Origin of the sequence: Mumia xiangluensis, from assembly GCF_010994095.1 — a bacterium.
GTDB lineage: Bacteria > Actinomycetota > Actinomycetes > Propionibacteriales > Nocardioidaceae > Mumia > Mumia xiangluensis.
On sequence record NZ_WJYO01000006.1, the window covers coordinates 84,196 to 97,059 of the forward strand.

Genomic DNA, 12,864 nt, shown 5'->3' on the forward strand with positions numbered 1-12,864 from the left:
GCTACGGGGTGTAGAGCGTCGTGGTGTTCGTGCGCGCGGCCTCGAAGCGCGCCTGCACGTCCGCCCAGTTGACGATGTGCCACCAGGCCTTGACGTAGTCGGCCTTCACGTTCTGGTACTGCAGGTAGAACGCGTGCTCCCACATGTCGAGCATGAGGAGCGGGACCAGCCCGACCGGCAGGTTGCCCTGGTGGTCGTACAGCTGGCAGATGATCGGCCGCTGCGCGAGGGTCTCCCACGCGAGGATCGACCAGCCGGAGCCCTGGATGCCGAGGGCGCTGGCCTCGAAGTGGGCGCGGAACTTGTCGAACGAGCCGAAGAAGTTGTCGATCGCCGCGCCGAGCTCGCCGTCCGGCTTGTCGCCGCCCTCAGGCGACATGTTGGGCCAGAACACCGAGTGGTTCACGTGACCCGCCAGGTTGAACGCGAGGTTCTTCTCCAGCAGGTTGACGGTGCCCAGGGACTCCTTGTCACGCGCCTCGGCCATCTGCTCCAGGGCCGTGTTGGCGCCGGTGACGTAGGCCTGGTGGTGCTTGCTGTGGTGCAGCTCCATGATCTTGCCGGAGATGTACGGCTCGAGAGCTCCGTAGTCGTACGGCAGATCGGGCAGGGTGTAGTCAGCCACGTGTCCTCCATCGATTCTCTTGAGTTGTCTTCACAGTCTCTCAGCCCCCGCGCGACTGCAACCGTCGGGTTCGCCAGGTGATCCGCAAGGTGGCTGGTGGCAACGGTTAGTCTTGTCAACGCCCACGAGATCCGCGTGAGCGACGCACCCCCAGTGAAGCCACACCGTAGACAGGACGCCAGTGACCGCCGCCCCGAACCCGTCGAGTGCCGAGCGCGTCCTGACGATTCCCAACGCGTTGAGCGTCGTCAGGCTGTTGGGCGTGCCGGTGTTCCTGTGGCTCGTCCTGGGCCCCGAGGCCGACGTCCTCGCGCTCGTCGTCCTCGTGATCTCCGGCTTCACCGACTACCTCGACGGCTACCTCGCGCGACGGCTCGGCCAGACCTCCAAGCTCGGGGCGCTGCTCGACCCGATCGCCGACCGGATGTACATCCTCGCCGTCGTGTTCGGGCTCGCGATGCGCGACATCATCCCGTGGTGGCTGGCGATCATCCTGCCGCTGCGCGACGTGATGCTCTTCGGGCTCGTGCCCTTCCTGCGGACCCGGGGCTACAGCTCGCTGCCGGTGCACTTCCTCGGGAAGGCCGCCACCGCCGGGTTGCTCTACGCGTTCCCGCTGCTGCTGCTCGGCGACGACACCGGCACGGTCGCGGGCCTCGCCAACGTCTTCGGCTGGGCCTTCGCGATCTGGGGTGTCGGGCTCTACTGGTGGGCCGGCATCCTCTACGTCTGGCAGGTCCGCCGGCTCATGGCCACCGTGCCGCCGCTGAAGGCGCAGTAGGGGCGGACGTGGCGGATCGTCGTGCGGAGTCGGGTGCGGAGCCGGCATCGGGGACCGGGTCGTCCGACGACGTGACCGGCAACTCGATGACGCTGCTCCAGAACATCATCGACCACCCGCTCGACGACGACTACTACACGCACGAGCCGCACGAGCGGTCGGCACGAGGTCGTACGGCCGCCGTCGTCGTCATCGCGTTCTTCGCGCTCCTGATCACCCTCGCGGTCCTGCAGACCCAGGCCGCGAAGCCGGAGGAGGAGACCGAGCGGGCGGTCCTGATCACCCAGCTCGAGAAGCGGATGGAGTCGATCGACACCCGCAAGGAGGAGGTCGCCGACCTCGGTCGGGCGGTCGGCCGGCTCCAGCGGGTGCAGGCGGGCGCCGAGGCCCTGGCTCGGGCACAGGAGCAGCGCGCCGTGGTGGGCACGATCGCGGTGAGCGGCCCGGCGCTGCGGGTGACCGTCGACAACGCGGGCGACTCCGACGACAACCCGGCCGGCCGCGTACGCGACAAGGATCTCCAGGTGCTCGTCAACGGGCTCTGGGCGGCGGGCGCCGAGGCGATCGCGATCAACGGCAACCGTCTGACGGCGATGTCGTCGATCCGTGCAGCGGGGGAAGGCATCACGGTGAACTATCGTTCGTTGACGACGCCGTACGTGGTGACGGCGATCGGCAATCCGCGTACGCTTCCGGGCAACTTCGTGGAGACGAGCGCGGCTCAGACCTGGACCGTTCTGAAGGAGAATTTCGGCATGCGGTTCGACGTCACCGAACGCGACCAGGCGGAGCTGCCTGCAGCGCCCCGACGTGCGTCCACGATCCGCCACGCGACGGTGCTGGAGGTGAGCGACCAGTGATCGCCGTGCTGGGCCTCGTCGTCGGTGTGGCGCTGGGCCTCCTCTTCGAGCCGACGGTGCCTGCCGGCCTTCAGCCGTACCTCCCGATCGCGGTCGTCGCCGCCCTCGACGCCGTCTTCGGCGCGATCCGTGCGTATCTCGACGGCCGCTTCGACGACAAGGTGTTCGTCGTGTCGTTCATCTCGAACGTCCTCATCGCGGCGCTGATCGTGTTCGTCGGTGATCAGCTGGGCGTCGGCTCCCAGCTGTCGACCGGTGTCATCGTCGTGCTCGGCATCCGCATCTTCTCGAACGCCGCCGCCATCCGAAGGCACCTGTTCCATGCGTAGGCGCACGGGCAAGCACAGGGGCGAGGTGGACCGCCGTGGCTGAGGGAAAGGCACCTGACACGTCGAAGGCGTGGGCGCGGGTCAAGCACGCGCTGACGGGGCGTCCGTCGCGGGGCCAGTGGGTCGTGGCGGCGCTGTTCCTGGTCCTGGGGTTCGCCGCGGTGACTCAGGTCCGTGCGACGAACGACGACGACTTCGCGGGCATGCGCCGCGACGAGCTCGTGACGCTGCTCGAGACGCTGGACAGTGCCGACGAGCGCCTCACGCAGCAGCGTGCCGAGCTCGCCGAGACGCAGCGTCGCCTCCAGCAGAGCTCCGAGCGCAACCAGGCCGCCATCGACGAGACCCGGCGTGCGGCCGACACGCTCGCGATCCTGGCCGGCACCGCGCCGGCGGTCGGGCAGGGCGTGGTCATCACGATCGAGGACCCCGACGAGACGGTGCTCGCCGGACCGATGCTGAACGCCATCGAGGAGCTGCGCGACGCCGGAGCCGAGGCCATCCAGGTCAACGGTGTCGTCCGCGTCGTCGCGCAGTCGTACGTGACCGACGACGCGAACGGCGCCGTACGCATCGACGGACGCGAGATCAAGCGACCCTTCGTGATCGAGGCGATCGGCGACTCCCATACGCTGGACCAGGCCGTGATGTTCCGAGGCGGTCTCGCCGACCAGGTGGAGGCGCTCGGAGGAGAGGTCGACGTCGAGCAGGTCAAGTCGCTCGAGGTGACCGCACTGGCTGAGGAGCGCGAGGCCGAGTACGCTCAGCCCGCACGTTGACGACGAGGAGCGACCGTGATCCCCGAAGACCTGCAGTACACCGCCGACCACGAGTGGATCCGGTTCGAGGGCGACATCGCCACGATCGGCATCACCGACTACGCGCAGGACCAGCTCGGCGACATCGTCTACCTCCAGCTGCCGGCTGTCGGCGAGACGGTCGAGGCCGGTGCCGTGATCGGCGAGCTGGAGTCGACGAAGTCGGTCAGCGACCTGTTCGCGCCGGTCTCGGGCGAGGTCGTGACGGTCAACGAGGCGCTCGAGTCGAACCCCGAGACCGTCAACTCCGACCCCTACGGCCAGGGCTGGCTGATCACCGTCCGGGTCCCGGAGTCGAGCGGCTCGGACGATCTCATGAGCGCCTCCGCCTACCAGGCTTCGATCGACTCCTGAACCCGTGTGCCGCCGGTCCCGTGTGTCGGTTGACCGCCCCCCGGCAGGCACGTAGGTTTCACACCAACAGCCGTCAAGCACCAGCCCGGGTTCAGAGCACTAAGGGGATCCCCGCCAATGTCGCGCACGAACGAGGACGATCCGACGCAGGACGTCCCCGAGAGCCCTTCTGAGACGACGTCGACCATCTCGTTGCCCCCGACGTCGGACACCGATCTCGGGTCGGGCGGCGGGCTCAGCGCCGACGACGCCGCGGCGCTCGACGCGCTGCCGCCGGGCTCTGCCCTGCTGGTCGTCCAGCGTGGTCCGAGCGCGGGCTCCCGCTTCCTGCTCGACACCGACGAGGTGTCGGCCGGGCGTCATCCCGACAGCGACATCTTCCTCGACGATGTGACCGTGTCGCGGCGTCACGCGGTCTTCCGCCGGACGGACTCCGGGTTCACCGTCAGTGACGTGGGCAGCCTCAACGGCACGTACGTCAACCGCGACCGCATCGACGACGTGCTCCTCAACAGCCGCGACGAGGTCCAGATCGGCAAGTTCCGTCTGGTGTACTACCCGAGCTCTGCGAGGAGCGCCACGTCGTGATTGAGGCGGCATAGCGTGACCCAGGCCGCGTCGCACGCCGCTCGACTGAGCATCGGTGAGGTGCTCGACGAGCTGCGCGCGGACTTCCCGGACGTGTCGATCTCCAAGATCCGCTTCCTGGAGACCGAGGGTCTGGTCGAGCCCGAGCGGACGCCGGCCGGTTACCGCAAGTTCTCGCGGGCCGACGTCGAGCGGCTGCACCTGGTGCTGAGGGTCCAGCGCGACACCTACTGGCCGCTGAAGGTGATCCGCCAGAAGCTCGACGACCTCGACCGTGGCGTCGTCGCACCGGACGACGAGGGCGTGCTCCAGGTCCCGCGGGTGATCTTGTCGTCCGAGGGCCTGCCCGGTCCCGACGCGTTCGCGAGCCGTCCGCAGGACATCAGGTTCCGACGCAGCGAGCTCCAGCAGGCGTCGGGCATCGCGGACGACCTGTTGGCCGAGGCCGAGGAGTTCGGGCTCGTCATCGCGTCTTCGGGGTCCTACACGGAGGCCGACGTGGTGATCGCGAAGACGCTGGCCGAGCTGGCGTCGTTCGGTCTGGGGCCGCGTCACCTGCGCGGCGTACGCACGGCCGCTGACCGCGAGGTCGGGATGATCGAGCAGATCATCGAGCCGCTGCGCCGCCGCCGCGACCCCGGTTCTGCCGCGCGCGCCGACGAGACGGCGTACCACGTGGCGTCCCTCTCCGTGCTGCTGCACACGATGCTCGTCAAGAACGGACTGCATCGCCGGGGGTAGGCTGAAGTCGTGCGCGAGCTCGATGTCGTGGGAGTCCGGGTGGAGATGCCCACCAACAACCCTCTGGTGCTGCTCCGTGAGGTCTCGGGGCCGCGCTACCTGCCGATCTGGATCGGTGCGGTCGAGGCGACGGCGATCGCGTTCGCCCAGCAGGGTGTCGTGCCTCCGCGGCCGCTGACGCACGACCTGCTGAAGGACGTGATCGAGGCGCTGGGCGACGAGCTCACCGAGGTCCGGATCACCGAGGTCAAGGACCATGTGTTCTACGCCGTGCTGGTGTTCGCCTCAGGCGCCGAGGTGGAGGCGCGTCCGTCGGACTCGATCGCGCTCGCGCTGCGCACGGGCACCCCGATCTACTGCGCCGAGGACGTCTTGACCGAGTCGTCGGTGGGGGTTCCCGACGAGGAGGAGGAAGAGGTCGAGAAGTTCCGGGAGTTCCTCGACGAGATCACTCCGGAGGACTTCGAGCAGGGAGGATCCTGACCTAGGGCTCATCCTGGACTTGAGGTTGAGGGTCGCTCCGGCGAGTCGCGTCGGATGTCGTTGACCACCTGGGGGAGCAGACCTACCGTGAACGGGCAAGACAGACGGTGTTGAGACGGAGGCTTCGGTGGGCAGCAAGCAGCACTCGACGGACCGGCACGACAGTGCCGGCGCTGCCGCGCACGAGAGGGCGGGCGACCAGGGCCTCCTGTTCGACGACGACGTGGCGGCACTTCCCGAGGACTCCGGATTCCGCGGCCCGACGGCGTGCAAGGCGGCAGGCATCACCTACCGCCAGCTCGACTACTGGGCCCGCACCGAGCTCGTCGAGCCGTCGATCCGCGACGCCAGCGGCTCCGGCACCCAGCGTCTCTACTCCTTCCGCGACGTGCTCCTGCTCAAGATCATCAAGCGTCTCCTCGACGCCGGCATCTCGCTCCAGCAGATCCGCACGGCGATCCAGCACCTGCGCGAGCGCGGCACGGACGACCTCACGACCGTGACGCTGATGAGCGACGGAGTGTCGGTGTACGAGTGCCGCTCCGCCGACGAGGTCATCGACCTGCTCCAAGGCGGTCAGGGCGTTTTCGGGATCGCGATCGGCGGTGTGTGGCGCGAGATCGAGGGCACGCTGTCCGATCTCCCCAGCGAGCGCGCTGCCGCGTCCGAGGACCCGTCCGACGAGCTCGCGGCTCGACGCAAGGCCCGCCGCGTCAGCTGAGCGATCTCGTACGGCGGCGGCGCGGCCCCTCGTACGGGCGGGGTGACCGACCCTCGCCCGGCGGCGGTGACCCTGGTCCCACCCGGAGCACTTCGCGTGGGACCCAGCTCACCGCGGGCGCCGGTCCGAAACGCGGCGCGCTGCGTCCTCGGCACCAACCCGGCTGCTAGCCTGAAGACGTACGGCCGAGCATGTCACGCGGGAGAGCCCGCGCTGCGCCGCGGCGCCGAAGGGGCAATTCCTCCCCGGAACCTCTCAGGCACCAGGACCGCGTGACCGAGGCACTCTGGAGCGCAGCGACGCGTGACAGAGGGGGAGGGTTGTCGACCGACCCACCCCGAGCCAGCGGGAGATCGCGAATGAGCGAGCAGACCACGTCCTTGTCCAGCCTGAGCGACCTTGCCGGCGTCGCGCCGTTCTCGAGCCGCCACATCGGCCCGGACGCGGCCGAGCAGGCACAGATGCTCGACCTGCTCGGCTACGACTCGTTGTCCGCCCTGATGGCTGCGGCGGTCCCGAAGGGGATCCGCCTCGGCGACACGCTGTCGTTGCTGCCCGCGATGTCCGAGCCGGAGGTCACGGGCGCGCTCCGCGAGCTCGCCGACCAGAACAACCCCGGCGTGGCGATGATCGGGCTCGGCTACCACCCGACGGTGACGCCCGCCGTGATCCGCCGCAACGTGCTCGAGGATCCCCGCTGGTACACCGCCTACACGCCGTACCAGCCCGAGATCTCCCAGGGCCGCCTCGAGGCCCTGATCAACTTCCAGACCATGGTCGCCGACCTCGCGGGTCTCCCGACCGCCAACGCGTCCCTTCTCGACGAAGGTACGGCGGCCGCCGAGGCCATGACGTTGACGCGCCGCGCCGTCCGGGCCAACGCCGACAAGCCCTTCGTCGTCGACACGGGCTGCCTCCCGCAGACCCTCGCTGTCGTCCGCACGCGGGCTGAGGCCATGGGCATCCCGCTCGTCGAGGCCGACCTGTCCACCGGGCTCCCGGAGGGCGACCTGTGCGGCGCCCTCATCGCGTACCCGCGGCACGACGGTGCGATCGCTGATCCGACCGAGGTGATCGCCGCTGTCCACGAGCGCGGTGGCCTGGCCGTCGTCACCACGGACCCCCTCGCACTCACGCTGCTGGCGTCGCCCGGCTCGCTCGGAGCCGACGTCGTCGTGGGGTCCAGCCAGCGCTTCGGTGTCCCGATGTTCTACGGCGGTCCCCACGCGGGATTCATGGCCGTCAAGGCCGGGCTCGAGCGTCATCTCCCCGGCCGGCTGGTCGGGGTGTCGGTGGACGCCGAGGGGCGCCCGGCGTACCGCCTCGCCCTGCAGACCCGCGAGCAGCACATCCGACGTGACCGCGCGACCTCCAACATCTGTACGGCGCAGGTGCTCCTCGCGGTCGTCGCGTCGATGTACGCGGTCTACCACGGACCGGAGGGCCTGCGGCAGATCGCGTACCGCGTGCACCGCTCCGCCGCCGTCCTCGCCGAAGGGCTGCGGCAGCACGGGATCGAGGTCGTCCACGACACGTTCTTCGACACCGTGCTCGCCCGCGTCCCGGCGCGCGCGGACGAGGTGGTCGCATCGGCTCGCGAGGCAGGCATCCACCTGCGCCGCGTCGACGCCGACCACGTCGGGATCTCGACCTCCGAGGTCACGACTCCGGCGCACGTGGAAGCGGTGTGGGGAGCGTTCGGCATCGACGGTGCGGACCTTCCCGCGATCGATCGTGCCGCACCCGACGCCTTGAGTGCGGCGCTGCGCCGCGACGACGACGTCCTCACCCACGAGGTGTTCAACACCCACCACTCCGAGACCGAGATGCTGCGCTACGTGACGCGGCTCGGTGACCGTGACTACGCGCTGGACCGCGGCATGATCCCGCTCGGATCCTGCACGATGAAGCTCAACGCGACGACCGAGATGGAGCCGGTGAGCTGGCCACAGTTCGCGGACCTGCACCCGTTCGTGCCTGCGGAGGACGCGCGCGGCACGCTCCAGCTGGTCAAGCAGCTCGAGTCGTGGCTCGCCGAGGTCACCGGCTACGCCGCCGTGTCGGTGCAGCCCAACGCCGGTTCGCAGGGCGAGCTGGCCGGCCTGCTCGCGATCCGGGGCTACCACCGCAGCCGTGGCGACGTGCACCGCGACGTCTGTCTGATCCCGTCCTCCGCCCACGGCACCAACGCGGCGTCGGCGGTGATGGCGGGCATGCGGGTCGTCGTCGTGAAGGCGGCCGACGACGGCGAGGTCGACCTCGACGACCTGCGTAAGCAGTGTGCCGAGCACGCCGACGACCTCGCGGCGATCATGGTCACCTACCCCTCGACCCACGGCGTCTACGAGCACGGCATCTCCGAGCTGTGCGACGTGATCCACGCGGCGGGCGGCCAGGTCTACGTCGACGGCGCGAACCTCAACGCGCTGCTCGGTCACGCGAAGCCTGGCGAGTTCGGGGGCGACGTCAGTCACCTGAACCTCCACAAGACCTTCTGCATCCCTCACGGCGGCGGTGGCCCCGGCGTGGGCCCTGTCGCGGTCGCGGAGCACCTGAGGCCGTTCCTGCCCAGCCACCCGCTGGCGCCGCTGCCCGAGGACCGGGAGGGGATCGGCGCGATCAGCGCTGCCCCGCACGGCTCTGCGGGCATCCTCCAGATCTCGTGGGCGTACGTCGCGCTGATGGGCGCCCAGGGTCTGACCGACGCGACGTCGGTGGCGGTGCTGAGCGCCAACTACGTGGCTCAGCGGCTGCGGGGCTACTACCCGATCCTGTACGCCGGCGACCACGGCCTGGTCGCGCACGAGTGCATCCTCGACGTCCGTCCGCTGACGAAGGCGAGCGGCGTCACCGTCGACGACGTGGCGAAGCGGCTCATCGACTACGGCTTCCACGCGCCGACGATGAGCTTCCCGGTCGCGGGCACGCTGATGGTGGAGCCGACCGAGTCGGAGTCGCTGACCGAGATCGACCGCTTCTGCGACGCGATGATCGCGATCCACGCAGAGATCGAGGCTGTGCAGCGCGGCGACGTCGCCGTCGAGGACAGCGCGCTGCGCCGCGCGCCGCACACGCTGAAGGCGCTGGCGGGGGAGTGGGACCGCGCCTACGACCGTGACGCCGGCGCCTTCCCGTCCGGCAGCCACGTCGACAAGTACTGGCCGGCAGTTGCTCGCATCGACCAGGCGTACGGCGACCGCAACCTTGCGTGCGCCTGCCCGCCTCCGGAAGCATTCGCGGAGTGACCTCGCTGCCCGACGCGTCTCCCGTCCTCCCGTCGACCGCCGTCCATCTCGAGGCCGCCGTGGCGGCGGCGCAGGCTGGCAGCAGGGTCCCGTCGCTCAGCGTGGCGGTCCTCCGCGACGGCGCGGTGGCGTGGTCCGGGGTGCGCGGCACCGCGGTCCGTGACGGGGAGTCGGCACGGCCCACGCGGGACACGCAGTACCGCATCGGGTCGATCACCAAGACCCTCACCGCCGCACTGGTGATGCAGCTCCAGGAAGAGGGCGCGCTCGACCTCGCAGACACGGTCGGCACCTACGTTCCCGAGGGGCCGTTCGCCGACGCCACGATCCGCGGCCTGCTCTCGCACGGCGGCGGGCTCCCCGCGGAGCCGGCCGGGGCCTGGTGGGAGCGCAGCCGCGGCACGTCGTACGAGGCGCTGGTGGCCGCCAACGCCGAAGCCGTGCGTGTCCTCGCGCCGGGGGAGCGCTACCACTACTCGAACCTCTCGTACGCCATCCTCGGCCACATCGTCGAGGTGCTGCGTGACGCGCCCTGGAGCGAGGTGCTCGACGCCACGATCCTCGGCCCGCTCGGGATGTCGCGCACCACGTACGCCGCGTCAGCCCCGCACGCGGACGGCCGTTCGGTCGAGGCCCTGACCGGCCTCCTCGTCGCCGAGCCGCACCAGGACACAGGCGCGATGGCCCCCGCCGGCCAGCTGTGGAGCACCCCGGCCGACCTGTGCCGCTGGCTGGCCGAGCTCGCGCGACCGACCCTGCTCAGCCCGCGTTCCGTGGTCGCGATGACCACGCCGCAGTCGGGCGACCCGGACGAGAAGGGCGCCGGTGCCTACGGGCTCGGAGTCCGCCTCTCGGTCGCGGGCGAGCGTGTCCTCGTCGGGCACGGCGGGTCGATGCCCGGCTTCCTCGCCGGGGCGTACGTCGACCGCGAGAGCGGGGTCGGTGCGGTCGTGCTCGCGAACACGGCGTACGGACTGGACGTCAGCGCCCTCCCGAGAACGCTCATCGAGACCGTGCTCACGCACGAGCCGGTCATCGCTCCGGAGTGGACTCCGACCCGCGAGGTGCCCGACGGCGTGCGCGAGCTGCTCGGAACCTGGCACTGGGGCCACCAACCGTTCACGATGTCGTACGACGGCGAGGCGCTGGCGCTCGCGGCCGATGGCGGTCGCGCCTTCCGGTTCGCCTCCGCGGGCGCCGACACGTGGACCGGGCTGAGCGGCTACCAGCTCGGCGAGACGCTGCGGGTCGTACGCCGTGAGGACGGCGCGATCAGCCACCTCGACGTCGGCACGTTCTGCTACACCCGCATCCCGTACGACCCGATGGTGCCGATCCCCGGCGGAGCCTGACGACGACCGTCTCGACAATCCCGCTGCCATGACGCCGGAGATGCCGAGACGCTCGTGCGGGCGCTCGTGCGGGCGCTACCCGCCGAGGAGGCCGCGCTCGTACGCGGTGGCGACCGCGGCGGCGCGGTCCTTCACGCCGAGCTTCTCGTACGCGTGCCCGAGGTGGGTCTTCACGGTCGCCTCGCTGACGAAGAGCAGCGTGGCGATCTGGCGGTTCGAGTGACCTCGGGCGACCAGTGCCAGGACCTCGGCCTCGCGGCTGCTCAGCTCCTGGGATCGAGCGCGCACCCGCGACACGACACGCGTCGCCACTGCGGGCGACAGCACCGACTCGCCGCGCGCCGCAGCACGGATGCCGGCGAACAGGTCGTCGCGCCGCGCGTCCTTGAGGAGGTAGCCGGTCGCTCCCGCGTCGAGTGCGGCCATGATGTCGCGATCGGCGTCGTACGTGGTCAGGACGAGCACGTGACCTGCGAAGTCGCGTTCGCGCAGCGCCGTGATCGCCTCCACGCCGCCGCCTCCGGGCATGCGGAGGTCCATGAGCACGACGGCGGGGTTGAGCGACATCGCGAGCCGGACGCCGGTCTCGCCGTCGGACGCCTCGCCGACGACCTCGAAGTCGCGTGCGGCCTCGAGCATGCCGCGCAGGCCGTCACGGACCACGGGGTGGTCGTCGACCAGCAGCAGCCTCAGGACGGTGTCAGACATCGCAGCCCGAGGGTACGCGGAGCGAGACAGCCGTCCCGCCTCCGGGCTCGGACTCGACGATCAGGGCGCCGCCGGCCCGCTCGGCGCGGCGCCGCATGCCGTCCAGCCCGAACCCGCCGCGGTTGCCGCGAGGCGTGGTCACCCTGACGTCGAACCCACGGCCGTCGTCGCGGACGTCGAGCACGATCTCGTCGTCGGTGTACGACAGCGTGATGCCGACGCGCGACGCCTCGGCGTGGCGCGCGACGTTGGTGAGCGACTCCTGGACGACCCGCAGGACCACGGCCTCGACGGCGGGGGAGAGCGTCTCGGGCTCGCCGGTGACGACCACCTCGGCACGGACGCCGTTCTCCGCTGCCCACTCGCGGACGCGTGCTCGCACGGCCTCGACGAGCGCGAGGTGCTCGAGTGCTGCCGGGCTCAGCGCTTCGACGGAACGCCGGGTCTCGTCGAGCGACGCGCGGGCCAGCTCGGCGGCGCGCTTGCGGTGCTCGGCTGCCGCGGCGTCGTCGTACGCCTCGTCGGCGGCCTGCAGCTGCGTGACGATCCCAGCCAGTCCCTGGGCGATCGTGTCGTGGATCTCCGCGGCGAGCCGCTCGCGCTCCTCGTGGATCCCGGCCTCCCGCGCCCGCGTCACGAGCGCCTCCTGGAGCGCGGCGTTCTCCTGCATCGCCTCCTCCAGCCGGGCGTTGGTGCGCTCGAGCTCGGCGATCGTGGCGACCCGTTCGTCGGCCAGCTCGGTCTCCTGCCGGGCGATCGCGGTGAAGATGAGCACGAGCACGAGGTTCAGCGCGAGCAGTCCGAGGAACACCAGCGTCTGCGTCGTCCCTGACGGCGGGAAGCCGCCGGCCTGAGAGCCCGCCATGGTCACGGCGGTGATGCCGAGGACCACCGGGATCCAGCGACCCTTCGCGTACGTGGTCGCGTCGAAGTAGGCGACGAACGCGAACACCGCGCAGAACGGGTTGAGCCACGACATCACGAAGGCCGCGAGCGTCCGTGCCGCGAGGTACACGTGTCCGAGCCCGTCGTCGAGAGGCCCCTCGTCCCAGCGTCGGTCGACGCACCACCAGTGGCCGACGGCGACGAGCGCCGCCAGCGCCAGGACGTACGGCAGCTGGTCGACGAACCCCAGCGGCGCGGCGGTCATCGCGGCCAGGACCGTGGCGAGAGCGAGCAGTGCGTACGGTCCACGGCGCTGGAGCACCGCCCAACGCTGCTCGACGCGTACTGCCAGCTCGCTCATCGTCTCCGCCTCG

At 70.5% G+C, this 12,864-nt stretch carries 14 protein-coding genes and 1 riboswitch; of the genes, 11 read left to right on the forward strand and 3 right to left on the reverse strand.

The features are described from left to right. Nucleotide 1: 1 nt before the first annotated feature. Nucleotides 2-625, reverse strand: a complete 624-nt coding sequence (locus tag GH747_RS17990; RefSeq protein ID WP_149771016.1) for a superoxide dismutase — start codon at nt 623-625, stop codon at nt 2-4. Nucleotides 626-806: 181 nt separating this feature from the next. On the opposite strand from GH747_RS17990, the gene clsA reads away from it, so the two are divergent. The 11 genes from clsA to GH747_RS18045 all read left to right on the forward strand — a co-directional run bounded on the left by clsA (nt 807) and on the right by GH747_RS18045 (nt 10,897). Beyond that, a complete protein-coding gene (gene clsA, locus GH747_RS17995; protein ID WP_149771017.1) occupies nt 807-1,406 on the forward strand; it encodes a cardiolipin synthase ClsA in 600 nt (199 codons plus the stop codon). An 8-nt stretch (nt 1,407-1,414) separates the two neighbouring features. Then, on the forward strand, nt 1,415-2,266 hold the full coding sequence (locus GH747_RS18000; RefSeq protein ID WP_149771018.1) for a DUF881 domain-containing protein: 852 nt from the start codon (nt 1,415-1,417) through the stop codon (nt 2,264-2,266). After that, nucleotides 2,263-2,595 carry a small basic family protein gene (locus GH747_RS18005; protein WP_149771019.1) on the forward strand — a complete coding sequence of 111 codons (333 nt, stop codon included), beginning with the start codon at nt 2,263-2,265 and terminating at the stop codon, nt 2,593-2,595. The genes GH747_RS18000 and GH747_RS18005 overlap by 4 nt, the downstream gene beginning before the upstream one ends. Before the next feature lie 35 nt (nt 2,596-2,630). Next, nucleotides 2,631-3,374 carry a DUF881 domain-containing protein gene (locus GH747_RS18010; protein WP_149771020.1) on the forward strand — a complete coding sequence of 248 codons (744 nt, stop codon included), beginning with the start codon at nt 2,631-2,633 and terminating at the stop codon, nt 3,372-3,374. Nucleotides 3,375-3,389: 15 nt separating this feature from the next. Then, on the forward strand, nt 3,390-3,767 hold the full coding sequence (gene gcvH / locus GH747_RS18015) for a glycine cleavage system protein GcvH (RefSeq protein WP_149771021.1): 378 nt from the start codon (nt 3,390-3,392) through the stop codon (nt 3,765-3,767). 117 nt (nt 3,768-3,884) lie between these two features. Then, nucleotides 3,885-4,355 carry an FHA domain-containing protein gene (locus GH747_RS18020; RefSeq protein ID WP_149771022.1) on the forward strand — a complete coding sequence of 157 codons (471 nt, stop codon included), beginning with the start codon at nt 3,885-3,887 and terminating at the stop codon, nt 4,353-4,355. A 15-nt stretch (nt 4,356-4,370) separates the two neighbouring features. Beyond that, on the forward strand, nt 4,371-5,096 hold the full coding sequence (gene ftsR, locus GH747_RS18025; protein ID WP_149771023.1) for a transcriptional regulator FtsR: 726 nt from the start codon (nt 4,371-4,373) through the stop codon (nt 5,094-5,096). A gap of 9 nt (nt 5,097-5,105) precedes the next feature. After that, complete coding sequence (locus tag GH747_RS18030; RefSeq protein WP_149771024.1) at nt 5,106-5,579, forward strand: bifunctional nuclease family protein; 474 nt, start codon at nt 5,106-5,108, stop codon at nt 5,577-5,579. Nucleotides 5,580-5,706: 127 nt separating this feature from the next. Then, nucleotides 5,707-6,300: a MerR family transcriptional regulator gene (locus GH747_RS18035; protein ID WP_149771025.1), complete on the forward strand. Its 594-nt coding sequence runs from the start codon at nt 5,707-5,709 to the stop codon at nt 6,298-6,300. Nucleotides 6,301-6,489: 189 nt separating this feature from the next. Beyond that, nucleotides 6,490-6,581: riboswitch (glycine riboswitch) on the forward strand. 78 nt (nt 6,582-6,659) lie between these two features. Beyond that, entirely contained in the window at nt 6,660-9,545 is a 2,886-nt protein-coding gene (gcvP, locus tag GH747_RS18040) for an aminomethyl-transferring glycine dehydrogenase (RefSeq protein WP_149771026.1), read from the forward strand. Further along, nucleotides 9,542-10,897, forward strand: coding sequence for a serine hydrolase domain-containing protein (locus GH747_RS18045; protein ID WP_228552990.1), 1,356 nt, complete (start codon nt 9,542-9,544; stop codon nt 10,895-10,897). Before gcvP ends, GH747_RS18045 begins: the two co-directional genes overlap by 4 nt. A 75-nt stretch (nt 10,898-10,972) precedes the next feature. On the opposite strand, the gene GH747_RS18050 is transcribed toward GH747_RS18045, so the two are convergent. Together GH747_RS18050 and GH747_RS18055 are read right to left on the reverse strand one after the other, a co-directional pair. After that, the gene (locus tag GH747_RS18050; RefSeq protein ID WP_149771027.1) at nt 10,973-11,605 is read right to left on the reverse strand and encodes a response regulator; all 633 of its coding nucleotides are present in this window, start codon (nt 11,603-11,605) and stop codon (nt 10,973-10,975) included. Beyond that, complete coding sequence (locus GH747_RS18055; protein ID WP_149771028.1) at nt 11,598-12,851, reverse strand: sensor histidine kinase; 1,254 nt, start codon at nt 12,849-12,851, stop codon at nt 11,598-11,600. The genes GH747_RS18050 and GH747_RS18055 overlap by 8 nt, the downstream gene beginning before the upstream one ends. Nucleotides 12,852-12,864 lie beyond the last annotated feature (13 nt).